The organism is Citrobacter sp. MGH100 (genome assembly GCF_001034465.1).
Lineage (GTDB): Bacteria > Pseudomonadota > Gammaproteobacteria > Enterobacterales > Enterobacteriaceae > Citrobacter > Citrobacter youngae.
Window position 1 is genome coordinate 146,245 of record NZ_KQ089803.1, and the last position, 25,447, is coordinate 171,691.

The 25,447-nt window shown below is 47.8% G+C and carries 32 protein-coding genes; 7 read left to right on the forward strand and 25 right to left on the reverse strand.

Annotated features, from left to right (window positions below; genetic code table 11):
• Positions 1–113 precede the first annotated feature (113 nt).
• The 14 genes from SK32_RS21045 to SK32_RS21105 form a co-directional block, all read right to left on the reverse strand.
• Positions 114–305, reverse strand: coding sequence for a hypothetical protein (locus tag SK32_RS21045; RefSeq protein ID WP_016241560.1), 192 nt, complete (start codon positions 303–305; stop codon positions 114–116).
• A 181-nt stretch (positions 306–486) separates the two neighbouring features.
• Entirely contained in the window at positions 487–882 is a 396-nt protein-coding gene (locus tag SK32_RS21050) for a hypothetical protein (RefSeq protein ID WP_024196081.1), read from the reverse strand.
• A 26-nt stretch (positions 883–908) separates the two neighbouring features.
• Entirely contained in the window at positions 909–1,073 is a 165-nt protein-coding gene (locus SK32_RS26310; RefSeq protein WP_007372277.1) for a hypothetical protein, read from the reverse strand.
• A gap of 81 nt (positions 1,074–1,154) precedes the next feature.
• The gene (locus SK32_RS21055) at positions 1,155–1,577 is read right to left on the reverse strand and encodes a hypothetical protein (protein ID WP_024196082.1); all 423 of its coding nucleotides are present in this window, start codon (positions 1,575–1,577) and stop codon (positions 1,155–1,157) included.
• Between the two features lie 87 nt (positions 1,578–1,664).
• Positions 1,665–1,985 carry a hypothetical protein gene (locus tag SK32_RS21060; protein ID WP_016241561.1) on the reverse strand — a complete coding sequence of 107 codons (321 nt, stop codon included), beginning with the start codon at positions 1,983–1,985 and terminating at the stop codon, positions 1,665–1,667.
• 20 nt (positions 1,986–2,005) lie between these two features.
• Positions 2,006–4,078: an ATP-dependent DNA helicase DinG gene (dinG, locus tag SK32_RS21065; RefSeq protein ID WP_075551453.1), complete on the reverse strand. Its 2,073-nt coding sequence runs from the start codon at positions 4,076–4,078 to the stop codon at positions 2,006–2,008.
• 94 nt (positions 4,079–4,172) lie between these two features.
• The gene (locus tag SK32_RS21070) at positions 4,173–4,466 is read right to left on the reverse strand and encodes a hypothetical protein (protein ID WP_007372274.1); all 294 of its coding nucleotides are present in this window, start codon (positions 4,464–4,466) and stop codon (positions 4,173–4,175) included.
• Positions 4,467–4,478: 12 nt separating this feature from the next.
• Complete coding sequence (locus tag SK32_RS26125) at positions 4,479–4,784, reverse strand: hypothetical protein (protein WP_016241563.1); 306 nt, start codon at positions 4,782–4,784, stop codon at positions 4,479–4,481.
• A 154-nt stretch (positions 4,785–4,938) separates the two neighbouring features.
• Positions 4,939–5,211 (reverse strand): hypothetical protein, encoded by a 273-nt coding sequence (locus tag SK32_RS21080; protein WP_007372272.1) that lies wholly within the window; start codon positions 5,209–5,211, stop codon positions 4,939–4,941.
• A 114-nt stretch (positions 5,212–5,325) separates the two neighbouring features.
• Positions 5,326–5,601 (reverse strand): hypothetical protein, encoded by a 276-nt coding sequence (locus SK32_RS21085; RefSeq protein WP_007372271.1) that lies wholly within the window; start codon positions 5,599–5,601, stop codon positions 5,326–5,328.
• Positions 5,602–5,675: 74 nt separating this feature from the next.
• The gene (locus SK32_RS21090; protein WP_007372270.1) at positions 5,676–6,152 is read right to left on the reverse strand and encodes a hypothetical protein; all 477 of its coding nucleotides are present in this window, start codon (positions 6,150–6,152) and stop codon (positions 5,676–5,678) included.
• 35 nt (positions 6,153–6,187) lie between these two features.
• Positions 6,188–6,646 carry a hypothetical protein gene (locus SK32_RS21095; protein ID WP_007372269.1) on the reverse strand — a complete coding sequence of 153 codons (459 nt, stop codon included), beginning with the start codon at positions 6,644–6,646 and terminating at the stop codon, positions 6,188–6,190.
• A gap of 108 nt (positions 6,647–6,754) precedes the next feature.
• Positions 6,755–7,021 carry a hypothetical protein gene (locus tag SK32_RS21100; protein ID WP_007372268.1) on the reverse strand — a complete coding sequence of 89 codons (267 nt, stop codon included), beginning with the start codon at positions 7,019–7,021 and terminating at the stop codon, positions 6,755–6,757.
• Between the two features lie 92 nt (positions 7,022–7,113).
• Positions 7,114–7,707: a hypothetical protein gene (locus tag SK32_RS21105; RefSeq protein WP_007372267.1), complete on the reverse strand. Its 594-nt coding sequence runs from the start codon at positions 7,705–7,707 to the stop codon at positions 7,114–7,116.
• A 150-nt stretch (positions 7,708–7,857) separates the two neighbouring features.
• On the opposite strand from SK32_RS21105, the gene SK32_RS21110 reads away from it, so the two are divergent.
• Positions 7,858–8,970: an IS4-like element IS421 family transposase gene (locus SK32_RS21110; RefSeq protein WP_001300563.1), complete on the forward strand. Its 1,113-nt coding sequence runs from the start codon at positions 7,858–7,860 to the stop codon at positions 8,968–8,970.
• Positions 8,971–9,203: 233 nt separating this feature from the next.
• Here SK32_RS21110 and SK32_RS21115 read toward each other — a convergent pair whose 3' ends face one another.
• The 10 genes from SK32_RS21115 to mobI form a co-directional block, all read right to left on the reverse strand.
• On the reverse strand, positions 9,204–9,545 hold the full coding sequence (locus tag SK32_RS21115) for a hypothetical protein (protein WP_048213836.1): 342 nt from the start codon (positions 9,543–9,545) through the stop codon (positions 9,204–9,206).
• Between the two features lie 792 nt (positions 9,546–10,337).
• The gene (locus SK32_RS21125; RefSeq protein WP_048213837.1) at positions 10,338–11,510 is read right to left on the reverse strand and encodes a hypothetical protein; all 1,173 of its coding nucleotides are present in this window, start codon (positions 11,508–11,510) and stop codon (positions 10,338–10,340) included.
• 168 nt (positions 11,511–11,678) lie between these two features.
• Positions 11,679–12,383, reverse strand: a complete 705-nt coding sequence (locus SK32_RS21130; RefSeq protein ID WP_007372263.1) for a hypothetical protein — start codon at positions 12,381–12,383, stop codon at positions 11,679–11,681.
• Positions 12,384–12,445: 62 nt separating this feature from the next.
• Positions 12,446–12,829: a hypothetical protein gene (locus SK32_RS21135; RefSeq protein WP_007372262.1), complete on the reverse strand. Its 384-nt coding sequence runs from the start codon at positions 12,827–12,829 to the stop codon at positions 12,446–12,448.
• A gap of 13 nt (positions 12,830–12,842) precedes the next feature.
• On the reverse strand, positions 12,843–13,115 hold the full coding sequence (locus SK32_RS21140) for a hypothetical protein (RefSeq protein WP_016241565.1): 273 nt from the start codon (positions 13,113–13,115) through the stop codon (positions 12,843–12,845).
• Between the two features lie 15 nt (positions 13,116–13,130).
• Positions 13,131–13,382 carry a hypothetical protein gene (locus SK32_RS21145; protein WP_007372261.1) on the reverse strand — a complete coding sequence of 84 codons (252 nt, stop codon included), beginning with the start codon at positions 13,380–13,382 and terminating at the stop codon, positions 13,131–13,133.
• Between the two features lie 121 nt (positions 13,383–13,503).
• Positions 13,504–13,920, reverse strand: coding sequence for a hypothetical protein (locus SK32_RS26315; RefSeq protein ID WP_016241566.1), 417 nt, complete (start codon positions 13,918–13,920; stop codon positions 13,504–13,506).
• 12 nt (positions 13,921–13,932) lie between these two features.
• On the reverse strand, positions 13,933–14,496 hold the full coding sequence (locus tag SK32_RS21155; protein ID WP_007372259.1) for a hypothetical protein: 564 nt from the start codon (positions 14,494–14,496) through the stop codon (positions 13,933–13,935).
• Positions 14,497–15,090: 594 nt separating this feature from the next.
• Positions 15,091–15,780 carry a hypothetical protein gene (locus SK32_RS21160; protein WP_009652897.1) on the reverse strand — a complete coding sequence of 230 codons (690 nt, stop codon included), beginning with the start codon at positions 15,778–15,780 and terminating at the stop codon, positions 15,091–15,093.
• Positions 15,781–16,656: 876 nt separating this feature from the next.
• Entirely contained in the window at positions 16,657–17,088 is a 432-nt protein-coding gene (gene mobI, locus SK32_RS21165) for a conjugative transfer protein MobI(A/C) (RefSeq protein ID WP_016241569.1), read from the reverse strand.
• 1,183 nt (positions 17,089–18,271) lie between these two features.
• On the opposite strand from mobI, the gene SK32_RS21170 reads away from it, so the two are divergent.
• The 6 genes from SK32_RS21170 (at position 18,272) to SK32_RS21195 (ending at position 22,383) form a co-directional block, all read left to right on the forward strand.
• Positions 18,272–19,294, forward strand: a complete 1,023-nt coding sequence (locus tag SK32_RS21170) for a ParM/StbA family protein (protein WP_007372253.1) — start codon at positions 18,272–18,274, stop codon at positions 19,292–19,294.
• 14 nt (positions 19,295–19,308) lie between these two features.
• Complete coding sequence (locus SK32_RS21175; protein ID WP_016241570.1) at positions 19,309–19,839, forward strand: hypothetical protein; 531 nt, start codon at positions 19,309–19,311, stop codon at positions 19,837–19,839.
• 29 nt (positions 19,840–19,868) lie between these two features.
• Entirely contained in the window at positions 19,869–20,429 is a 561-nt protein-coding gene (locus SK32_RS21180) for a transglycosylase SLT domain-containing protein (RefSeq protein ID WP_016241571.1), read from the forward strand.
• Positions 20,422–20,952: a hypothetical protein gene (locus tag SK32_RS21185; protein WP_016241572.1), complete on the forward strand. Its 531-nt coding sequence runs from the start codon at positions 20,422–20,424 to the stop codon at positions 20,950–20,952. Before SK32_RS21180 ends, SK32_RS21185 begins: the two co-directional genes overlap by 8 nt.
• 2 nt (positions 20,953–20,954) lie before the next feature.
• Positions 20,955–21,485, forward strand: a complete 531-nt coding sequence (locus SK32_RS21190; protein ID WP_007372252.1) for a FlhC family transcriptional regulator — start codon at positions 20,955–20,957, stop codon at positions 21,483–21,485.
• 127 nt (positions 21,486–21,612) lie between these two features.
• Positions 21,613–22,383, forward strand: coding sequence for a putative periplasmic lipoprotein (locus SK32_RS21195; RefSeq protein ID WP_007372251.1), 771 nt, complete (start codon positions 21,613–21,615; stop codon positions 22,381–22,383).
• 44 nt (positions 22,384–22,427) lie between these two features.
• On the opposite strand, the gene traN is transcribed toward SK32_RS21195, so the two are convergent.
• The gene (gene traN, locus SK32_RS21200; RefSeq protein ID WP_007372250.1) at positions 22,428–25,085 is read right to left on the reverse strand and encodes a conjugal transfer mating pair stabilization protein TraN; all 2,658 of its coding nucleotides are present in this window, start codon (positions 25,083–25,085) and stop codon (positions 22,428–22,430) included.
• Between the last annotated feature and the right edge of the window lie 362 nt (positions 25,086–25,447).

Sequence of the window (25,447 nt, forward strand, 5' to 3'; positions counted from 1 at the left end):
AATATCGTGAAGCTAAAAACTGTTTTAATCCTATTATCCCACCGGTCGACAATTGACGAAGTAATCGGGTATGAAATGGACACCCCTTCGATAATTCACATATAGCGAAGCCTTTACGCCTTTGTCTTATCCGCAGGCTGGGGAATGCAATAACTTAAGATGGTGATAGTTTCCCCACGCTTTGCTTTAGGCGCGGCACTCTGGCATTCATCATAGGTTTTGTAGTCAGGTATTTTCTGAGAGGTGACACCACTTGGATTAAGACCACTTGAATAAAGCCCAATCACGAGAACTAAAGTAAACATGTTATTACTCCAGAATGTATTGATGGAAAGTAAGTGAGAATGCCATTATCCATTTCTCCTAAAATCCCGAAAAAACTTTTCAAGAAAGGTACTTTTCGGTTACTTCAGCGTAAGCATACTTAGATCGCAAAATGAGTGAATAAATAACTTTGCTCTGCAATTGTTTTTGCTGAACTTCAAATTAATCAGTCATCGATTTCATCAGGCAAGTGAAAAGCTGAGACGTAAAGCTTGCCATCATGAAAATCCAAACCATCTTGGCAGTGATAATCGGAAATTCGAGAGTGCCAATATAATAAATAATAATTATCAATCCCCCCAAGGCCAGACATCCAAGGAGACCTGCTGCTGCCTTTAGGAAATCACTGCCTTCAGGATTCTGGAATGTGAATCCAGTTATAATCAGCGAGGAAAAACAAGCGAACAAACAAGTTCTATACAAAGGCCAGTCCCCGGATATAACATTTTCTCGAATAAGCACTGCCCATATCAAAAATTCAATGCTGAAAATAATCAGCGGAACTGCGAGCACACGAAATGAAAGTTTTTCATATAAAGTGGTAATAATTGATGTCATAGCAAACCCCGCTTGCAATATTCAAATTAATTTTCGTGGTTTTTACCTGCTTTTAACAAACGCGTTATTTCATCAGTAAGGCAGAAACTTTTCCCAGATGATGGTTTCCCGATAACCACAACGTGACCAGTACTTGGAGTTCCCTCTACTTTAAAAAATGCAAGTTTTGCATCGATAATTTTATTTTTCATTGCATCGGTAACCTTGTATGACGTGGGGGTAAATTTTGTGCGTTAATGTTCAATGATAATATTAATCGCGAAATACTGTATCTATAGGGTCTGTTGATTAAGACTATCCCTCTTGAAGTAAAATACAATCATCATTCCTATCTGTATGGAATAGGAAGCCAATTCAGCATATGTTACATAATTGCTTGTGATGAAGGAAAAACCTCGCGCGATTACAAGTAGGAGTATTGATGCAATAAACACTAAAACCCAAACGGTAAGCATTCCCAGCACTGAAAGAAAGTACTCATATTCATTTGGGTCGTAAAATACAAATGCTGTTGAGAATATTGCAATAATACATAACGGAAGTGATGTAGCGAGTTCCGACCATTGAAGGTCAATTTTTCCAACCACCAGCAATGTAGAAATGACAGCGTACTGTATAGCCGATAGAACTGTTACCGGAATCGCAGCTCGAATGAACTTAAAAACAGAATGTTGTGTTTTAGCCTGGTTTTTCATGTGTTACCACCTGTCATTTGTTTCGAAACCAATCATAACCAGAGTGATAGATTTCAGAGTGAATAAACCACTACAAAACGCCCCCATTTATTGCTGGACATCATCCGCAGGAGTGGCATAAAACTCACGACCTGACGCGCCGAGTTTTTTCTGAAGCTTCTTTGTTGCTTCAGCCTGACTTCGGGCCTTGAAATAGAACGTCCTGATAAAATCCCCATTGTTGTAGTTAACGTCCTCTGGATTTGCCCATTTCTGCATAGCAACAAACCGGATAGAAGGCTTCGGGATGGTTTTCACCTCGACATACCCCCGGCCCTTGCAGCGAAAACACACACCGCCTTGAACGTGCCGGAACGCTCGGATCTCACCCTTACCACCCAGACAGCGTGGGCATTCAATTTTATGCATAGCAACCTCTCGACTGTTGATTAACGAATTTCGCGCCTGAAAGGGGGCAGGGATGCGAGGATGTATTTCCCGTAGGCTTTTGTCTTCAGGCGTTTATCCAGGATAGTCACCGCGCCGGTATCGCTCTCTGTGCGGATAAGCCGACCAACGGACTGGGTCAGTTTGAGGCAGGCCTCCGGTATCGAGATTTCCCGGAAAGCATCACGCCCGTTTTTCTCCAGCCACTCCGTCAGGGTCTGGCCCACCGGGTCGGTCGGAACGCTAAAAGGCAGCTTGGCAATGATGACGTTGTTGCAGTACACGCCAGGCAGATCCACCCCTTCACTGAAAGAAGCCATACCAAAGATAATGCTCGGCTCACCACGGTCGATTCTGAGCTTATGGCGCAGCAGTATTTCCCGTTTTGGAAGTGCCCCCTGTATCAGCAGAAGCGGTGAAATGTGTTGAGGCATCGCCTTGCTGACTTCTTCCATCTGCCTGCGGGAGGCGAACAGCACGAGGCAACCCTGAAGCCGAAGCACCAGTTTGGGAAGGAGTTCGATGATCTCCGCCGTATGTTCTTCATGATTGGTCGGAACCGAGCGCATACGGGGGATGAACAACACGCCGTTGTTCTGGTAATCAAACGGGCTGCGGGCCAGCAGGGTAGGTGTATCGACTGGAAGACCGGCCTGCTCCAGGAATGCGTCAAACTTGCTAAGGGAGCGGATTGTTGCCGAGGTCACAATGGTGGCATAAGCCTTCGACCAGAGCTCGGATTTCAGGTGTTCGCCCGCATAGACCGGACTGCAATTAATCACCACTTCGGTGCTGCGTTTAGTACGACGGACGTTAATCCACCGGGCCATAGGCATACCAGAGACGGTTTTATTCCCGCAGTATGAGGCCAGAGCCTGATGCATACCCGCCAGGCGATTTGCCAGCTCGCCGACAGCCATCTTTTGAAGGGCCAGTTCTTCCTCGCTGATATCCCGCCCGGCCTCATCTACAATCGCCGTCATTTTCACAACGATATTCTGCATCTCGTTTACTGTCTTTAACCCAGGCTTAAACAGGGCCGCAATATCTTCAGGAACGAAACCTTCCGGGAAGCGATAGATGTCCGATTCCGTGCCATTTGGCATTTCGTGATCGTTTCGCCAGTTCAGGGAGCGTAAAAGTGTCCCCCGCAGCTCACCGAGCTCATCACCGGCATGGCCCGCAAGCTCCACCAGCTGCTGCACGTGCTTTTCCATAGTCCCGCCGTAGGACTCTGGCATGGTCATTACCATGTCGAAGATTTCGCTCATGAAATGCCTGCTGGCATCGAGAGAGGCGGAGGTCGCAAAGTGGTTAATTGCTTTCTGCGGAACGTGGTGACCTTCGTCGAACACATAAATGGACTCTTCCTGCGGGGGAAGGATAATACCGCCTCCCAGTGACAGGTCAGACAATACGATGTCATGGTTGGCGATAACCACATCCACCGACTCCAGCAGGGCGCGGGCGAGGAAGAACGGACAACGGTGATAATGTGGGCAACGCTTTTTAGGGCACTGACTGCCAATAGCATTGACCCGACCCCATACCGCCTCATTGATCTCATCAGGATAGGAATCACGCTCTCCTGTCCAGTGACCACCAGCAAAGGCCTTGCTGATATCCTCCACATCATCGCGGATGTAGCCATAGGCATTCATCTCGCTTTCCATATGAACGTCACAGCGCATCTGGCAGAAGTAACGGCTACGGCCCTTCGCCATCGCATAGGAGAAGCTCAGGCCCGCTCTCGCCTGTATTTCTGGCAGATCCTTGGAGATGATTTGTTCCTGAAGCGCAACGGTTGCCGTGGAGATGATCAGCGTCTTATGCTTTTCCATCGCCAGGGGGATCAGCGGCAGACAATACCCGAGTGTTTTCCCTGTCCCCGTACCGGCCTCAATAACCCCGACGCGATACTGCTCCTCAGCGGGGGTAGCGTTAACGACTGCGCTGCAAAACGCCATCATGTCTACCTGCCCGGCACGAGGGGACAGACCCTTTGCGTCCAGGAAGAAGTGATAGGCTCGCTCAGTCATTTCAGCGGCAGTCATCCGGGGTTTATTGTCTGGCATATCCGTACCTTGTCCTCTGCTGCTCAGGAGGCACAGCCCGGCAGCGGCTATCGAAGTCAGGTACATCCTCATGCTGGTGGATGTACCGGGTTCATCAGTCTTCCAGTGAATGGCCTTTAAAGCGTCTCACATAGCGTTTAATTTCAGTTTCGGCCTGTTCCAGTACAGCTCGGTTGCAGTGCTCAAGAACACAGTAAGGCCCATGTGCTGGCCCGCCATCGCTGGTTTCGCAGGCATCAAGCTTGAGCCGAACGGAGGCATCGAAGATAAATTGGGTGATTTTCGCAATGGAGATCTGGTCTTTGTCTTCCTGCTCTTTGGTGTCGATGACATCGCCGTTATACACGTCGAAATCGAGCCGCAGGCGGTAAACTGTGTCGATTGCCATAATCGGATCCCTTCAGAGGATGTCGTAGATGACTGGGACGCGGCCACGTTCTACCTGTTGATTCAGGGTGCGGAAACCACCGTGATCAACGATGTAGAATTCACCCGCCACGGCGGAGCGATGGAAGTCGGCGAGCTCTTCAGTGCCAAAGACGAAAACCGGGGTTCCAGAGGGGACGGTCATGCAGGCAGTTTTTCCGCCATAGCCGCGAACCGTAAAGGTGATTACCCCATCCGCGCTGGTGGGCAGGAAATCGGCGAAAATCGAATGAAAGGCTTTATTCGCCTTATCGCTGAATACGTCGGTCAGTGTCTGCATGATGCGCCCCGTGATCTCGTTTTATGTTGTACTGATACCAGTACAACACGGGCCCGGCAGGTGACGAAGGCGATACGTCGGGTATTATCAGAATGAATATGTCGGTCTGAAATGGTTTATCAGTGAGCCATCAGCTCCGGCCCCGGGACGCGAATCAACGGTCGTTATGCTGTAGCACCTCCACGAACTGTCCGCAGCTGTCGCAGCAGTACTCATTGGCGAACCTGCCATCGTCTTTCCAGTTGTTTGCCCCGCAGCGGCAGAGCAGTACACGTACCTGAGAAGGGCGGATGCGAGCTTGACCGAATTTGGTTGTCCACTGAGGCTCGCCATCAAAGCGAAAAGAGTCAATGCGAAACCTGCTTTCGCGTTCGTAGGTGTTGAGGTATTTGAAGTACAGCTCTTCAGAGAGAATGGCATCGGTCATCGTGTATTCCCTGTCTGGCCCCGTGGAGGGTGATTTGCGGCAGAGTGTTGCGTTGCGAAAACTGCCAGGTTGTCGGAGCCATTACACCACGGGTCATACAGGTCACGAAGGGGGTTACTTACCAGCCAGCGCTTTCTCTTCCCTGGTAGCCAGGCGCATTTGCCCGAAACCTTCACGGATCAGCAACGGCTTTTCTTTCTTCCAGCCCTTAACGACGGACTCACCGAAACGACGCGGGGCGTTACCATTCCAGGTGGCTATGACGTGGTTATCATGGACTTCGACAATCACGACCGGGTGGACGACAACTGTTTTAAGTGTGGTGTTGCCCATATTTACCCGGCTAACCGACCAGACACTCATCCCGACTTCCAGCTGGCTTATTTTCATCTTCATTTCCTTCTAAACGAACGTAGTGCGCCACGGCGTAATGTCGTGACGCACATTACCATGCCCGGGGCTTATCAGAACATAAGCCAGGTGGCGTTACCGGCAGTATTTCTGGACTGGTAGGCTTTTGCCTGCGCGTGAAGCAGCTTCCACAGCTGACGAAGTGTAGCAGCATGATTTTCACCACCAGCATTAACCCGCAGTTCGCCGATCTCGCGGGTAACAGTGAAACAATTCCGGCTCTCATCCCAGCCTGAATGTTCACGCGCTTCCACCACCAGATCATTAGACGTATCAGGGCCGGTCTTTGCTGCATTCAGCACGAACTCCGTTTTAACAGTAATACGGCTGGCGTTATCCGGCGCATCCAGAAAGACGGTGAACCCCTCAGTTCGGCGGTCAGTTATACGACGGCTCCCCCAGGAGGTGATCCCCCTCTGGACACGCATCATTGAAAGAGCGTGGGACTCGGTTGCCTGCACTGTGCGATACAGGTCGGTCAGGGAAGAAAGGCTGAAGCTTTCAGGGGCAGTCTGGATAGCGTCGGTCATGGTAGATCCTCGGTTATATGGTGTGTTTTCTGGCTTCAGTAGCTGTCGTTTGCCACGTAATAGGACGTGCCTGGATAGAAGTAGCGGTAATCCGGCTGCATGTCATTGGTGATGACGGATGCTTCTTCCCAGACCCCGCTGGTGGACATAAACTCATCTGTCGTTTCATTCTCCAGCCGCATATAGCGTTCAGGAGCGCATTCCGCCCAGGCGCGTTTCACCGTATCCCAGTTAGCGTACTGGCTGATTTCAATATTCAGGGGCGCATTCTTCTCAGGCTGGTTACGGCGGGAACTCAGCACGAAATTCAGCTTCAGGACGATACGACTGTCGTTGTCAGGAGTATCCATCCAGATCTGGTATTCAGCCGTAGGCCGGGATGACTGGTTTTTGCGGCCCCACGAGGTGACACCGGTTTTAACCTGGACTATCGAGACTTTATGCGCATCAGTCTTGCCAACGCTGGTCATCAATTCAGACAGACTTTTAAACATGGTGCATCCCCAGTGATTATTGGTATGTTCGTTTTGTTTACTTATTAAATCACTGGTTACCCGGGTGACGAAGTCAGAGCCGGGTAAAAAAAGGACAAAATTTGCGGATTAGTGGCTGGTGGTGGTATTGGCCTGCGGGACAGGGCCATCGAACAATTTGTCAAAAAATTCCACGCCACGCTGGTACACATCGCGCAGCTCCATATCTTCACGCTCGGTCAGGCCCATCTTATTGAGCACGGCAAGGCCGGTACGAAGGCGAGGAATCAATACGGTTTCCAGATAGATCCTGCGGCCCGCAATAATTTCCGGGGATGCTTCATTGATGTAAAAATCAACGGTTTTCGTGATGCTGAAGTGCTTTACTTCGCTCATCGTCTGGTACTCCTCAGAATGATGTCATGATACTCGGTTTGATTCAGGGGAGGGGAGCAACCCGGGCAAACAAGCCCGGGCGCAGGCAGCAGTTATTCGAGACCCAGTGCAACGTGATCGCCATCATCAGAAAGGCGAATGAATAGCATCTGCGTACCGCCGCTCAAGCCGAACTGGAGATCCCAGCCTGGGACAGAAGATGTCTCGCATTCACGCACATCGATGACCTGGTCACGGTAGAGCAAGAAGCGTGTATCAGACTTGTCATCTTCAGCGACGTGGGCCATCTGATCAGCAAATTTGTCTTCGAGGTCGAACCAGCTTTCCAGCCAGACCTTATCAGAGACCAGGCTGATACCGCAGGCGGATTCCGCCGTGCCGGTCACAGCCTCAGCGACTGGTTCTACAGAAGTCATATTAAATACCGCATCAACTACCAGTGCCTGCTCTGAGGTCGCCGGGTAGATACCTTGCAGATAAACGCTATTGCCGTTCACTTCGAAGCCGTCTTCAAGACTGATGTCGTCATGATCAACGTCATAAACATCCGCGAGGTTGCGAAGACAGATCAGGTTGGCTTCATCTTCGTTCTCCGCTTCAATGCGCATCAGTGGCAGTTCGCCACCACTGGAGTCGGATTCATAGTAGTGAACGTAGAATACATTTTTCTCTTTGCTGGTGGTCATGGCGTTGCCCCGTGTTGTTCGTTTTGTTTACTTATAGTCTCACGGGGTATTCAGGTGACGAAGGAAATCGGGCATAAAAAAGCGGGGATTTAACCCATAAGCGCTAACTTAAGGGTTGTGGTATTACGCCTGATATGATTTAACGTGCCGATGAATTACTCTCACGATAACTGGTCAGCAATTCTGGCCCATATTGGTAAGCCCGAAGAACTGGATACTTCGGCACGTAATGCCGGGGCTCTAACCCGCCGCCGCGAAATTCGTGATGCTGCAACTCTGCTACGTCTGGGGCTGGCTTACGGCCCCGGGGGGATGTCATTACGTGAAGTCACTGCATGGGCTCAGCTCCATGACGTTGCAACATTATCTGACGTGGCTCTCCTGAAGCGGCTGCGGAATGCCGCCGACTGGTTTGGCATACTTGCCGCACAAACACTTGCTGTACGCGCCGCAGTTACGGGTTGTACAAGCGGAAAGAGATTGCGTCTTGTCGATGGAACAGCAATCAGTGCGCCCGGGGGCGGCAGCGCTGAATGGCGACTACATATGGGATATGATCCTCATACCTGTCAGTTCACTGATTTTGAGCTAACCGACAGCAGAGACGCTGAACGGCTGGACCGATTTGCGCAAACGGCAGACGAGATACGCATTGCTGACCGGGGATTCGGTTCGCGTCCCGAATGTATCCGCTCACTTGCTTTTGGAGAAGCTGATTATATCGTCCGGGTTCACTGGCGAGGATTGCGCTGGTTAACTGCAGAAGGAATGCGCTTTGACATGATGGGTTTTCTGCGCGGGCTGGATTGCGGTAAGAACGGTGAAACCACTGTAATGATAGGCAATTCAGGTAATAAAAAAGCCGGAGCTCCCTTTCCGGCACGTCTCATTGCCGTATCACTTCCTCCCGAAAAAGCATTAATCAGTAAAACCCGACTGCTCAGCGAGAATCGTCGAAAAGGACGAGTAGTTCAGGCGGAAACGCTGGAAGCAGCGGGCCATGTGCTATTGCTAACATCATTACCGGAAGATGAATATTCAGCAGAGCAAGTGGCTGATTGTTACCGTCTGCGATGGCAAATTGAACTGGCTTTTAAGCGGCTCAAAAGTTTGCTGCACCTGGATGCTTTGCGTGCAAAGGAACCTGAACTCGCGAAAGCGTGGATATTTGCTAATCTACTCGCCGCATTTTTAATTGACGACATAATCCAGCCATCGCTGGATTTCCCCCCCAGAAGTGCCGGATCCGAAAAGAAGAACTAACTCGTTGTGGAGAATAACAAAAATGGTCATCTGGAGCTTACAGGTGGCCATTCGTGGGACAGTATCCCTGACAGCCTACAAAACGCAATTGAAGAACGCGAGGCATCGTCTTAACGAGGCACCGAGGCGTCGCATTCTTCAGATGGTTCAACCCTTAAGTTAGCGCTTATGGGATTTAACCCCGCCAGTTTTGATATTTATAATTATGCCAACATGTAGTTCCAGCGCAGTTATTACTTAGGCCTTGGGCCTTTTCGTGTATTACTTTTTTCTGGCTCTTCCACCGACTCTTCTGCTGGTTTTTCCACCGACTCTTGTGTTGGCGTTGTAGTGGCTGCGGCTGCGGCTGCTGCTGCGGCAGTAGCGGTTGAATCGTCATAATCAGTGGTAGCAGTAACATCACCCGATTCAGTCATATGGAGAGTGACAGTGACAGGTTTGCCATCAACAGCAAAATTGAGACTAACTGAACCTTTCATCTTCAGTAAGAGTGCGGCCCGGGTATATCCATCGGAAAGTTTTAAACCAACAGAAGCTAAAGCATCAGCAATTTTGTTATGAATATCGTTGCTCATTTTCATTCCTTAATGTGTGTGTATTAGCGGAATATCAAATCATAAGACTTCAACTGAAAAAGGGTCAGAAGTGAAAAGTTATTTTCTATACGTATGATGGCACAGGAAGGTGGGGTGACGAAGAAGAATAAGCAAAAAAAAAGCGGGGTATTATCCCCGCAAAACTACACACAGCAATTCAATAAAACAACTTCCAGGGGGGCGATGCACACATCACAACTTCGGTCTGTCAGACGGGAACCGGCCTTGGGCGCTTGTATCCCATTTGACGAAAATTTGGTTTTAAAACCGGTAAATCGTTACTCTTTCTTCCTGCTACCCCGGTCTATCACCGGGGTAGCGGAGTCCGCCATTCTCGGCAGCGCCAGCTGATCAGATTACATAGACTCAGATTTAAAGTTACGCGTTCGCATATAACCTCCTTAGTGTGGGCCGGTTCACTGGATTGTGAATTGTCAGTAACGCTAAATTTGTAGACTTCAGGTCTACAGCCTGGCTTATATAGGCAGGCGCGGCAGTTTTTTAAGAGTTTGAACGTAACGAGAGCATTTACATAAATCCTCCTTTCTGTAGCTGACCAGATTTAACGTCTTTGTCTATTCAGTGAACCATACCCTATTCATGTGACGAAGGTTTCTGAGTGTAAAAATACGTAATAAGCAACGCTATTATCGCTAATTCTAAAAATAGGGCGAATTAAAATACCGGCAAAACGCGGACGTTTATACCGGTATTATTTCTGAGCTGCTGGTGCAATATCGCGAGGTAAGCTGTAGTCAGCGCGGCAGGTACTTAACGGCTAGGCTTGCTGGTGGTTAAGGCCTCATCCTGCGCCAGCAACGTGATCACATCCCCGGCAATCTCCGGGCGGATACCAGGCGATTTATGCGCGGCATGGGCCGCGACAGCCAGCGGTCTCCAGTTGAGTGATGCTGCAATACGTCTGATCTCTTCAATAACCCGGAATGTATCGCTCTCCAGCGCCAGACCCGCACGGGCGGTATCGAAAGATACGCGCTGCGCCGAAGTGAGCGGCGAGTGCTTCTTCAGTTCTGCGGTGATGATACGCTGCGCTTCAGCACCGATTGACGCGCCACCTTCGACGACCCCGGTTAAACCGACGAGCTTACCTCCATCACTGCGGCTATTATCGTCTTTAACCCTGGGTGGCGGGGCCAGGGCGGTCAGATCCACGTCCTGCTGTAAGAGCTCCAGCAGGTCAGCCAGCATATCGGGTTTAATCACACCTTTTAAACCCGCTGCGCGTTTCGCTAGGCTGACAGGAGAACGGCCCAGGCGGGCGGACATCGCAATAAGGCAATTAGCCAGAACAAAGAGGTCATCAACCCCAATCAGTGGCGCACACTCTTGCCTGAACGTCTGATCATCCCGGAATGCAGGAGCTGGTGGGGCCGGTTTAGGCGTTTTGGCCTTTGCCTGCGGCTTGTCATAACCACGTAGGGCTTTTTCTGCACTGTCTGAAACCTTACGGATGCTTTGCGTCAGATCATCACCACCTGCCAGGCCTGCGGTCAACTGAAGCATATAATCGAGCCTGCCGAGCATGTCAGGGGAAGCAAGCCCGGTCGCTATCTTCTGGCTGATGTCGTTAAGGTTGCTGAGTATACCACCGGCGATTTTAGACGGAGGAGTAACAACCGCCTGGACATTATGGCTGGTATGAATTTCCCGCGACACCAGGGTGAGGACTTTGCGCCAGTCAGGTTGTACACCAGCATCAAGCGTCTCAAGGTGGCTTATTGCATTTCTCAGGCTATCCCATCTGGATAGCTGTAGAGGGTCACCGTTCTGCTTTCCTGATTTCAGCCACTGAACGAGGTAGACGAAGTCAGATGTAGCTGAGGCCACCAGCCCGGCAATAACGCGCTCTCTTGCTTGAGGCGTTGTAGGGTTAGATCTTCGCACCGGCAGACGGTCATTTTTATGTGCCGTTGGTCTTTTCATTTCGAATATCTCAACTTGGTTCCATCAACGATAACTCCGCGCCCGGGAGCCAGACAGCATGAAACAATGTATTTACCATGTTTGATAAAAGCGCAACCGGCAGCGCCGTCAAAAAAATGCTATATGACAGCGCTGGTTAGAGCAGAAAGATTCAGGGAGGTTTTACATCTACTCTCGATCATCTGTGAGGAAGAGATGCAGTTGAGTCACAAAGGCATCGAGATAAGGGGTATTTCTGGCATTGTCTGCAAAGTTCATTTTGGCATTGGTGTCGTCGTATACATGCATCCAGCCGCTGTTTCTGGCAATACGACGTACATCAGTATTTGCCGGGTAGAGTTTCCCAATAGCTTCACGCAGACCTTCAATTTCTGAGATCAACTGCCGGGCATTCGCAGCAGGCTCAGGAGCCGATGGGACGAGAACCCGGAATTCAGCGGTTTCCGGCTGCATCTTAATCACTTCAATGACTTTGTCCCGGGCAACGGAATTCCATTCAGTAGTCATGCCGTTGTACTGGTTTCGGATGCGGAACTGGTAAACCGGCTGCTGTTCGTTAACAAGCAACCAGGCATCGGCAAGTGCAAGATAGAACGAGACAGGCCGGTTTATCATCTGGTGTTCCTGAAGGGCTTTTTTATAGCTATGGACATCTTCAGGAAGGACATCAGTGATACTGGAGGTGAATTTTAGCGGATCCAGTGGACAGACCGGGCCGATAACCCTAAGCACAGCAACAGGATTATTACCATCATCAGTAAACCAGAAGTCATTTTCTGGGCCGATATTGAGCCTTACATCTGCGGTCTGATTCTCTGCGAGAACGGCCTGCACCCGACGACCGTTCTGCCACCAGCGTGGTGTACCTTGCATACATACCTCGTACAGGAAATTAGCCCGAAGCCCACCTGCTGGTGGGCGGTCGGAACACAAGTCTACTGAAGGTACTGCTCTGCCTGAGCAATACGAGAAAGAGTACCGGCATTCGGTTCAATCATCTGGATACGTCGGCTGTCCTCCAGTAAACCGGCAATAAGGTGCTTGTCGGTATATGGGGCATCGTCATCCCCGAGCATACGGCGGATAGCAGATAAATCGCCGGATGGAACCGGGTATACCGACTCAATAAAGAGCTGGTCACCGTGAGGATTCTCCCACTCATATGGGGTTTGGGCGGAAGCAGCAAAACCCGAATCATTCAGACGTGCGAAATCTTCAAGCGCCTGGAGGCGGGCCGCAGATTCATCGGTAGCGTAGATTAGGATCATTCGCGCCGTCTCAGGCGATGAGCAGAACAGCAAAATGAGAAATGGCAGCATGTTATAGACTCCTTCAGTTTGCGACTTGTTGAGCTGGCGGTGTGGCTACGCTAGTGAGTTGCTTAAGGCGAATGTTCAGCTCATGAATTACATCATCGCGTTTGCGCCAGCTGGTGGATGGTAGAGCCAGGAGCGCTTCAGCTTCGGACACGGAGAGACCGGCCAGGTGAGCTTTCGATGAAATCTCTGCGTTATATAATTGCTTCAGCACAATCAATGAGTGCTGGGAGGATGCAGCCATCATCATGAAATGGCGAAGCACCGCACAATAGATTTGAGTAGACATATTAAGCCGCCTCGTTCAATGCGTGAGGTAATGATTAATGGCATGTTCAACATAGCCAACAGATTTACCCACCAGGTGTGCAAGCTGCTGCACATGATGATGGTGAACTTCACGGCACGGGCCAAATGAAGTGGTGTAGCGATACCAGAGGCTGCGGCCTACAGAAAAAAGTTCTTTCTCTGTCTGCGGGCGAACTGGATAACAAACAGGACGTGCAGATGTAGTGCGACGAACGTTATTTCGTACTTGATGAATTGCAGTATTCATAAATCACCCCGCGTATGTTTTTCGTTTTGTTTACTAACTTCAGTTAAACACACGCTGGGTGGCTGACGAATAGAAAATCCATAAATAAATGAGCTAAAGATTTAAGCTCTTTATGAAAGAATTATTCTGGGGTTGGAAACCAGATAATGTCCGAAATAGGCTTATTGCCCGTCAGTAAAGCGAGGCTGGAATGCAGTTCTTTAACGACCTGCTTATTATCCTGCGTTTGCTCAAGTGCGGTTATAGCCTTTAGCAGGGTATTTGCCACAGATGCTTTAGCATATGCCTGCGGTGAGCCGATTAGCACCTGACGCATTAGCTCCGCATTGTTAGAAGCCAAATAGCCTTGCTCCTCGGAAATTCTTTCTGCATCGGGTGCTGAAATAACCAATGCGGCAAGTTCGTGATCGTTTGCATAGTTGATAACATCAGATAGCATTTCGAGAGCTGTGGTATCTGTCATGATAAAGCCGTCAGCTACCCACTGAGGAGCAACATCGAAGCGAACTACCCAGGAATAAGGTTTAACGTTTGACATACAGAGACCTCATTAAAGAGAGATATAAGCGTCGGGATTTTCTTCAACAGAAAGAAACTCAATATCTTCGAGATGCATTCCTGCATTACGAATGCCTACCTCGGATAACCACGACAGTATTGTTTCATGATCCGGTTCACCAGAAAAATCAACAAAGGCTGGAAGAGCCCAGTCGGGTGTATAGCCAGCGCTATACATTACAGTGGCAGTAAAGCGCCCAATGTGGGGAATTTTGAAAAGGATGGATGCCTGCTCAGGGGTATTAATTACCATGCCGTGATGATAGACGACATCCCAGTTTACCCCATGCTCCCCTGTATTTCCTCGATAGAGATGGTGGCGGTCAACGGCCCAAAGGACACCTTCGCTATCCAACCAGCAGAAATAATTATTATCTGGGGATAACGTGATCCCAAGGTTCATTAACTCCGCCACCAGCAAGCAAGGGTTAATATCAGTTACAGTTTTAATAATCGTCAGCCCCATCTCGGTTCCGGTAGTAACTGTCAGTACCTTGGAGGCACTGATCCAGAATTGATAACCTGCTTCTTTAGCCTTCGCGATTAAATTAAACATTGTTGCTTCCCATTGAATGGCAGTTAGGTCAATAACAACATGAGGCTGGTGGGTGACAAACAGGGAATCTGACGATATTTCAAGAAAGAATTTAGCGATGAGAAATGCAGGGGGAACAATATGGTCTGTACTTGCCAGCGCTTCGCTCGGCCAACCCCTCGACAGCCCGAAAACAAGTTTCGGTCTGCCTCACGGTTATCTACTGACAAAGGCGGGGATTATTCGGGGTACTGTATGAACTACACAATTTCAATCGGAACAAAAGAAAGCAGCAACCCCTAAACAAATGATTGAGAGTAACCAGAAAAAGGCGAGTACTACTACAGCGCTTAAAGATAGTGGAACGGTTTTTGATAGCATAACGCCCATACCTACACCAAATGAACATAGTGCGATAGATCCTAATTTCAATTTGCTCTTATACGAAATTAACATTGGCTTCTCCTCAAAATAGGTGTGGTGCTTGCCAGCGCTTCGCTCGGCCAACCCCGAGACAACCCGAAAGCAAGTTTCGGTCTGTCCCGGGGTTCCGGGTAACGGCCAGACTTACCGCAGATCTTCTTTAGCGTTAATCATATGACATATGAATAAGAATTAATCACGATACAACTGGATAAAACTCTCCACACGGGTTCCATCACAATAGCTCGGCCAGGCGTTCATCACAGGTAGTTCTTCTGTTGTGAATCTTCCCAGTGCGAGAGCTACAGAATACCAGACCGGGAAAATCGTATTGGCTGATGTCATATTCCCATTGTTGATTAACTCATAGAGTCCGCGTCCATTAGCCCATGCACTTTCTGGTGTATCACCGGCAAGGTAGTTATCCACCCAGATGGATGGTGACAGAGCCTGACCTTTCGCCAGTCTCGCTAACAACTCGTACCACTTCAGATATTCCGTGGTTCGCAGTGAGAGAATCGGGATTCCGCCACGTCTTAACAGTGCTGCCGCAGAACGTGAGTCTACCGGTGCGGCAATTCTATCCAGGTGGTTACGGGCTTGCTTTATCCGTGCTGATATTCCCGCAGGGCTCACTCGGGAGATGTATTTCTCCACCGTCTCAGTAGCTTCAGCGATATCCGGGGCCAACGAACCATCAACATGGAGGGGACATAAAACAAGGCCGGTATCATCGTGAGTCACCCAGGCAGAATTGTCAGTCGGGTTCCTGACGATAGACAACGACTCACTTTGACCCAAGATCGTTAACCTGAATGACTTAAGCCTTTCGGCTATCCAGCTGCCTCCATCACCAAAAACCTCAATGCGCTCGTGACTCATACCGCATCACCTCTACAAGTGCTTTACATTCAGACCTAATCATAACGGCTTCCCCGTTCGGAACAAAATCAGGGCATAGCCAAACCATACTCAGGAAATTTACAGATATGTCGATCTACAAAACGCGCTCAAAACGCTCAGGCGCGTTTTAATCAATCCGATCGTGAAAATACCAGGGGGATAAGCTCAGAATCGTTCTGAGGCGATTCTGGCGTGGTTTTATCCCAATAACGGATCCTTTTGCGAATACAGATCGGTTTACAAGGGAATTTGGCTGGTATGAGACGGAGATGATCCACTTTGATAATCTGAGCGATAATTTGTTAATGGTTTCGTTTTGTTTACGCGTGTATCGGGAGGGAAGTTATTCCGAACGAGGGTATCGACTTCATATTGTCCGTTTCGATAGCCGATCACAATTTCTAAGCGGTACTCGCCGCGACAAAAACCCCCGGAGGAAAACCATGTTGGTTATTCACTTTTGGTTTTCCCCGGCGATTAAAACCAGGGCAACCTCCGGTTGCCCATAAAAACCCCCGGAGGAAATTCATCTTTCCTCCGACATCGTGCGGTTTGATTATTACCATGCTCAACCTCCCGATGTAAAAATAGAGAAAACCGACGCTATCGCTTCCGCTTTGTTTACCTTCCATATTCGCGCCCGCGAAATAGTCCGCTGCATTCCCACCCGATCATACCCGGGCGAAAACACTCGCGATCATATTGCGATCATCCTGATTCATTTCCGCCGCGATAAGTCCGCTATCGCCTGAAGGCTCACTAACAGATCGCCTGAAGGCTCACTAACAAAAATACCAGGTCATCGCCTGGTATTCATGTATATCCGTTATGTTTACTCCAGAGCGGTTTGTATTTCTAAAGCTGTTTTCTTAGGTGAGTTATTCGAAGTGAAAGTGCCTGCCGAATTGCACGGTTTTTTCGTAACTCATCACGCAACCAAATAAGCTGACCTTCATACAGTTCGATAAGCGCAAGTTCTCGCTGGCTTGCATCCTTAAATTTCGCTGGTGGATATGATTCGCCTTTGTTGAGAGGTAGGTATTTGGGAACGACACGATCAATGCCTCCACCAGCTTTGCGCAAAGGTGTCAATCTGGCCCAGCGGATCCTGATAGTTGTTCCTTGCCTGGTTACGTTAAAGCTGTACCGTGCCTTCTCGTCATCAGCAATAGCTTTGTCCCAGTATTCCTCCCGAAGACTATTGGCCTCGTTAAACAGAAGTTCTGCGGCTGAATCAACCGCATCACGAGCCTTTTCCAGATCATTGATGTACCCGACGAGTTGCATAAAACCACCTCGATGTTTTTTGATTAGGACTTAACCCCAAAAAAGAGAATCTCTATTATTACGCCAGAACTCTATGTTTCTGGAGAAAGAGAAAACTCCTTTTCAGGTTCGATTTTTAGTTTTCAGTTCCAAAACAGGAAAGATTGATTCTCCAGTTAAGTATCTTTCTGGGTGTTCTCATTTTTTGCATGTTTCTGGAGAATACAATGGCAATCTGGTGATTGAGCTATTAATATCTATCTGTACGGGTACTTTTATCAAGCCATTTTATTTTAATCAAGCAGTTTGCCAATCTCTATATGATATGGCAGAAAACTACGTTTCTGGGCATTTCTGATTTTTAATAGGTTTCTGGGGAATATAATGGAAACTTACTTCCCCTAATGTAGAGGCGATTAACGGGATGACGCCCACCGCTGCACAAACCTCTTAGTAAACGATTATGTAGAGTCGCTATATGATATGGCAGAAACTTATGTTTCTGGCTTTTCCACTTTTTGTTACCTTTCTGGAGAATACAATGGCAAACGCAGCTGAAACTTCCATCACCTCCCTCCGTCTTCAGGATCAATCCTAAATCACAGTAACTTCATAGTGATTTATGTCACATTTTGTAGGTATATATACTAGTTTGAGAGAGTTTTTTTGGGGGGGAAGTGAAGGGGAGATATGCATATTTAAGTGAAATTATAACTTGTGCTTAAGTAAAATTTTCACGAAGTGTACCCTTGAGTAATCGCCACAACATACCTTAATTCACCTCACCGAAGCATGTGTTTTTAGTATATATACTCCGCGAAATCCCCAGGCGGAAAGCCAATCTAAATGTGTTGCCCTCATACATTACCACCTAATTTCCTCAGTCTGATTTAGGTTAGGGGTTAAGGTTTTTAGGGCCGGATTTAGCCATATATGACGTCCAGTTTCATGCAGCATTTATGTACATATCTGACATTTTAAACGTCCGTATCTAGCCATTATTAATGTCAAAAATGGGGACGTTTTGCCGATAAAAAAAATGGTAATCGATGATCGTTTGAATACCATGTTACAACTTGTTAACGGTTAATTCCCGACGTTGACAGAGGGAGGCCACCTTTCTTTACGTTAGTGCGAACCCCTTTTTGGCGCTCAAATGTTATCGGAGTGGCAGTAATTCATTTTTAACTTGCAGGGTTAACGAATGAGCAATGACAAATTGGTTGTCTGCGGAATTGATATTGGATACAGCAATGTAAAAATTGCTGTAGGGGATTCAGCGGATGACAAACCCACAGTCAGTATTTATCCGGCCTACGCTACGAATGAGCCAGTAGATGATGTGCGGCTGGTAAAGCGTAGCTGCGAACATGAAGTGTTGGTGTACCCAGGAGGTAAAGAATGGCGGGCTTTTACCGAACGCCCCGATGCGCGTGAGCTGCATGACCGTTACCACATGACAGAAATGTACCTGGCACTATATCTGGCCTCACTGGATAAAATCACTGCTAAAGCAGGCAATGAAATCGACCTGGTAGTAACTGGTTTACCTGTCCGTCTTGCTAATGAAAGTGAACGCGCGAAACTGACTGCGAGGCTCACCGGTACGTTTACTATTGCGCCAGGAAAAACAGTGACTGTTAAAAAATGCCTCGTTCTTCAGCAGGGCGTTGGTGTCATCAATGACATCGTTAACAGACCGGGCCTTATCAGTCAGGAAGAATTAGAGAAGTCGACCATTCTCGTGGTTGACCCTGGCTTCTTCTCGATGGACTACATCGCCTTTAAGAGCGGAAGCAGGGTATCAGGCTCTTCAGGTTCATCATTAAAAGCAACCAGTGCAATTATCGAAAGCATTGTGAACCGCCTTAATGCCGATAACCCGGAAGAGCGAATTGATGATCTACCAGAAATTATTGAAATCGCTCTCCGTAACAATGAGCAGTCTTTCTTTAATGGGTTCCGCCACATTTCCCTACGTCCTCTGCTTGAAGAAGCTATTCCCTCCATCGCCAGTGATGTAGTCAAAGAGTTGCGAAAATCGACAAGGGTTCTCGGGCCAGTCCATATCATTGCAGCTGCCGGTGGTGGGACAAGGTTCTACGAACAGACCATACGAGAAGAATTCCCCCGAGCCAGGATCGTATCGAGCCCGTTGCCTGTTGCCAGTAATGCCATTGGTTTCTGGAACTATGGCGTTGACTTGATGCTTTACGGCGATGATTGAGCAAAGGGGGTTTCATGCAAGTTCGAGTGACGATTAATCCAATACTGTTTCCAGAGCTGATTAATTATCTGGAATCAAAACAGTCTGGCCAGCGCAGCAGTTCACTATTGGCGCTGGCAAACCGAGCATTGCTAGCAGGTGACAGTTTTATACCCGGTATCGTCCGTGAGACTTCAAAAAAACGTAAATCAGAACAGAAGAAATCAGTCCGTGGGCCGAATACAGAAAATGAGACTGGTCTGATGACTAGTCAGAGAGACGGCCACTTACCCAAAGTAAATGAGGACACTGAACCAAAATTTCGTCACGTGGTTAGCAACGATATAGTCAATACAGGCCCGCCATTTTGTGTGGGCAGTGATATTCAAGAGTTCGAAGTTAAAGATGACCAGTTATCGACGGCGAACCTTACCAGTAAGCCTGAGATTGCTGGAAAAATACCGGATCCCAATCCTGGAGATAAATCGGGCGTTGGGGAGACAGGCGACAATCAAGATAGCGGCGTTAATGAAAAGGTTACACCAAGGCGTGTTCGCATAAGTTGATGCCGTTGTAGGGTTTGTGGGGAGGGGAAATGCAGATAGCAACGAAGAGTTTGGTGCTCGCTTTACTATGTGCTGCTTACTGCACGAGTACGAACGCCAGGCTTGTAGATCTTCGTGGCACTTCTTGGGAAAAGCATTCCCAGAAAGAGTGTGGCCTCGATCCGTACCTTCTCTACGCGGTGGCACTCACCGAGAGTAAAAATAATGCAGGAACCAAGGGGTATGTTGTTCCCAGCCCCTGGGCATTGAACAACTATGTTTATGGGTCGTATTACCCGACAAGTTATGAAGATGCAAAGAGAGCGCTAGCCCGCTATCTCTCAGCCACTCCGGTAACAGATATTGGAATCGTTCAAATTAATTTTCGTTGGAACGGACAGTATGTTAACCATCCTGAAGAACTCCTGGATGTCGATACAAACATCCGAATCGGGGCAAAGACTTTGTGTGCAGCCATCAAAGCTAACCCTGGCGATATAGAACTGGCGATAGGTGGATACAACACTCAAAACCCTAAGTTGGAAGGCAAGGCTCGTGAATATGGTCAGCGCGTATTACGCGTATGGAAGAGGCTTATCGAAAATGATTAATCAAAATTTGTATTTTCTACAGACTGCCATCTCAATTATTACCCGTGCGCAATCGTTGTATAAAAGCCCTTTTGAGTTAGCAGAAGGAGACCGGGAATTTTTGATAGAGAAATCTAATCAGGCCAAGCTCGCTTTATCGATGGAGAAGTATGACTTGCCCATCTTTAATATCTGTCATGATCCCGAGCGCAAGATATCTACTGAGGTAGAAAAATTCGTTCGTCATGACTCATACATCCTACGGCTTGCCCTGCTGGTATTCAGTGTTCGTGTTTTCATTAATACGGGGACTGTTGCCCAAACGTTCTACTGGTTTGATAATGAAAAAACCGTACAGCTTGTCGAACGTATGGATGATGCACAAACAATCGATGCAATCATAACCGGCAAAATATATTTTAAACCTATTCGTCCATTTGCCGATTTAGTAGATTGTGACTTCAGTACAGTTATTGGAGCCCCCAACCCAACCTTAGAATTAACAGGTTACTTACAGTCGCGCTATTCTCATTGGAGTAATTGATTATGAAGGCTGCTCTTGTCCGGGATGAAGATAAATTTGCTTTAACACAGAAAATGGTAAAATTAGGATTTCGTAGAAAGATCATTGTGCATTCGCTTAATGCAAGTGACCGTGTTATTGATTTTTTGCGAAAAGAGTTCCATCTGAGTGATGTATCAATCGGACGACTTAAACATTCAGAGACGCTGCTCAATACGACACATAAAAAGGTTGAGGCAACCAATTTTATGAGCATCTATCTGCGTCGTTCGAAAGACCCAAACAACAGTGACAACATCGTTGATGTGGTGAGTGCGTTCGAAATCTACCGGGAACTAAACCTTAAATTCCGCCCGGAAGAAGCCTCGAAAATGATGATTGATGCCAACGAGGCCTGGACTCTTGCTCGTGATTTTCGAGCTGAAGAAATACGTATGGTAAGGTGTTACCGTTGCGATCTTTCATTTATTTCACCGCAGAGTTGTGACCGTCCACGGAAAAAACATATTTGTCCGTTCTGCTCTGATACAGAAGCTGAAAATGAAAGCTCGTAAGTGACTAAGTTAAATTTCATAAAAAAGCCCGTTTTAACGGGCTTTTTTATTGCCTGGATACTTCGTCACGTGAATGAGTCGGGTTAGTATTGAATAACAAACCTACTGGTGTCCCAAGGAAAATAAAATGAAGAAAATCTCTGGTCTTGCTTTGGTATCGCTGATGTTAGTTGGTTGCGCGGCTTCTCAACCACCAGCTATGCCGGTTGACAGCAATCCATCTGATGCTTTGAAATTTGCCCGAGCGATGGATTTACGTCAGATCACCGATGCTGGCGATCAATACCTTATCTATAACGGTTTCGCGTCCAATGGGCAGCTTGTCCCTCTCAAAACCCCGGTTAAGGCTGGTGAAAAAGGTGTAACCAACCTGGGAGGTAATGGAGTGGCCGATGTGGCTGCGGGCTTCGCGACACACACATCTTTCATCCCTGTGCTGTCTGTTTTAACGGCCCAACAGCCTACTGCTATTGTTGATGGCGTGGTGCGTGTCGCGTCATGGAACGGTAAATCTCAGGAAGATAATGAGCGTGAGGTCAATGCGATTTTCTGGAAAACACTAACCCGGATGGATGGATACAAAGTTGGTGGGATGTGTGAGGGGAAAGGCGGTGCTGTTGAAAATGCAGTTCGTCGGAAAGCGACGAACGGTGATTGGGTATCGTATGCTGATATAGCTCCAACGTTGCCGAAACCACCTATCAGCACCAGCGGTCAGGTGACATTCATTATCGGTAATGACTGCTTCAACCTCTATGCAACACGAGCCTCTAACGTAGGTCTGGTTAAAGAAATGAGTAAAGAACTGGGTGCTCAGCGGGCTCTGTTCTTACCAGGCTCTCCTGAACATGAACCAATGGTATTCAGTGACGGTAAGCAATACCTGTTCAGAAAGTAAAAAAAAAGCCCCGACATAAAGTCGGGGCTTCTTATCCTGCAAAGCTATTGAGTTTTCAAAACAGCCTCTGTGCTAGATTTCGCCGCATCAACATCGATACTGTCAACACCGCTCTGGAATCGCTCCAGGGAGTTCTGGCGAGATCCATCTATATTCAATACGTTTCCTTTACCGGTTATCTTATCCAGATTTATTTCCGACGCTTTAGGTAAAAGTTTCGCCTCGTAAAGTGAACCAATCCACTCTGACAAATCGAGTTTGTTAAAATCAATCCGTCCAAATTCTTCTAACGTCAGTGGTCGACAATCCGGGTTCTTTTTATCCCCCCAGCCGATACCTAACATTGGTCTCCCTTGTTCCTGAATGATGCGACCAATCTGAGAATCAAACGTGCAATAACTTGACCGTTTCTCGATACAGACACCCAGAAACTTTGTTTCACACCAGCTGGATATATGCACGGCCAATTTTGTTTCTTTCTTAACGGCAAGCTTAAATTCATCAGGAGTACAAGCCCAGATGATGTTGACCAGTATATTAGCAATCTGGTACGCCATGTAAGCATATCCAACCACGGATATTGCCGAAACAATAGTTGACGACAATTGAACAGATGTAGCCAGGCCAGACGATGTTACGGCTGCGCCACCGCCAGAGGCCGCACTTTCAAATATCAGATTCGTCGCAGCAGGGCCGAAGGTATCAAGAGTCCATTGAGCAACTTGTTTCGTCAGCGCTCCTATAGCCTGATTCATCAAACCGGACAAACCTGCTTCTGTAGCTTGCTGAGCCGCTTCAGTACCTGCCGACCCAACCAGACTGTTGAAAGCGGAAATAGCTGGTCGAGTTATTGTATCGATGGCATTAGTCATAAGTTCGGAACCCATGTCAAAAATACCTTTTCCCTGTTCGAACATACCGGCTTTTACAGAGACAGCATCAGCAATTTTTAGAGTGTAGTAGGACAACTGCAAATACTGAATCCAGCTGACATCTACGGGCTGATCACAACAATCCACCCATCCCCCCATCGCCGATTTACATTGTGCAGACTCACCTTTAAAAAGAGTGCAGGAACGGTTGGTTTCGTCAGTATCATCGCCACACTTCATTTCATTCAATGCGTAAGTTGCGGCCTGAAGAGTTGCAACTGCTTTGTTGAAATCGCCGCTTGGTTCAGCAGAAGGCTGTAGGCAAGACCCATTAAGGCATTGCACAGCGCCAGGACAAGTATAGGTATCGGTGGAGGAGGTATTGGGTACAACGACATCCGTTCCGCAATCCCATACCTCGGTTGCCTGCCAGCACCCATTTTTGTCACCCTCCGCACCTGTTATGCAAGTGGACTTAATGAATTTACATGCAGTGTTTGCATCGTACTGCTTGCAAGTATTGTTAACGCCACCGTCGGTTCCGCAGTTGGAAACTACCGTTGCAGACTTACAGAAAGGTGAGAGACCTCCGATCGGCGGCTTAGCAAGCTGGTTTTCGCAGATACGTGCGCCATTTATGGTTGCGCACCCATTTGCATCAGGAATGACTGTCTCGCGGCAGGTTACCGTGTAATTCTGGCAATACCCGGCGTTGATGGCCTTCAGCAACGTATCGAATTGTTCAGGTTTATCAACAGTCCAGGCGTTATCCGAGATAATTTTGTTTGGGTCAAAGTAAATATAAATGAGAGCATAACCTTCGCCGCTGCCAGTCACTGACACACGGTTTTTGAAATTAAGAACGCCATTTTGGGGGGTATTTCGGATTTGTGCTGTTACATCTACATTAATCGACTGATCCCAGCTTGTTTTTAATTCACAGGCTCCTGATGTCTCTGGCGGGAAGACGTTTAAACCTTTTGGCCCTGCCCAAACCAAACTACCCCTATCTGTACCACCGACATAAATCTGCATGTAATCATCCCATTTAGCCCTGATGATCTTGGCGCTGGTAACTGCCTGGGGATTGTAGACAGTGACGGCCATTGCCTGTTCAAATATTGTGCAGTTGCCGTCCCAGTAGTTATCACCGACAGTCCCGAGCCAGAGTTCGATGCAGTTAGTGCCGCAAGAACCGATGTTCGCCGCGCCACTATAATGCGAGAGCATACCGGCAACGTAAGGATGGTAGAGGGTGAATGTGCCGCTGACACTTGTGGTACGGGTACATTCGCGATAATCAGGGATATGGTTGACGGTGTCCTTATTCGTCATGGTCTTGGTCATAGAACAATCACCAAGATCTTGCATGTACTTATCCTGATTCTCCAGGAAGTCTTTATGGCCATCAAAGATGGAATCATCAGGTTTAATGTTTGCTGTAGTTTTCGTTGAGCCCACCAGCGTTCGGTAAGCTTCGCCGCGCAGTGAATTTTCGGTTTTCAGATTGGCGTTGGTTGTATTGCCCAGTTTTAGCGTGTTGCTGTCATCTCCGTAGGTTCCTTTCAGGCTATCCAGTGAAGTTGATGAACCTTGATTTGGATAAGCAGAGTTCAAATCAACGGCCTGGCCTTTTCCATACTGAACCGTACCATTTGACGTAGCTGAAACTTGCGGCAGTGTTTTATAGAAATTAGTGGCAGATGTAACGTTTTCCTGGGTCGTTGCTGAAAAGGCATACGGCACGTAGGATACAACACCAAGGTGACATAACATCGTTATTGTGCAGAGTGGTCTGTAAAACCATTTTTTGCGGAAAAGGTTTTTCATTCTATGATCACCTTTGTCGTGGTTACTGATTATGAAATCAGAGATCTCGGTAACTAAATTTCGTCAGCCAGCATTTCTATGCGAAGCTACTAAAATGAAGGATTAAGCAGGCAGCGTATTAAACAGACTGGTTTCAGACAATAAAGAAGGACGGCAAAACGAGGGTGTTTTCAGCGTCTTGAATATTACCGACTGGAGGTACTTATGGACATGTTTGGTATTACTGGCCTTATCCCATTATCGGGGCCAAGCGATTCAGATTATGGTGGTGGAAATGGTAAGAGGGGACGTGGAAAAAATGGCAGAACGTTCAAGAGCAAATGTGAGCGTATGTGGGAGTTTTATATTCTGCTCTATTCTTT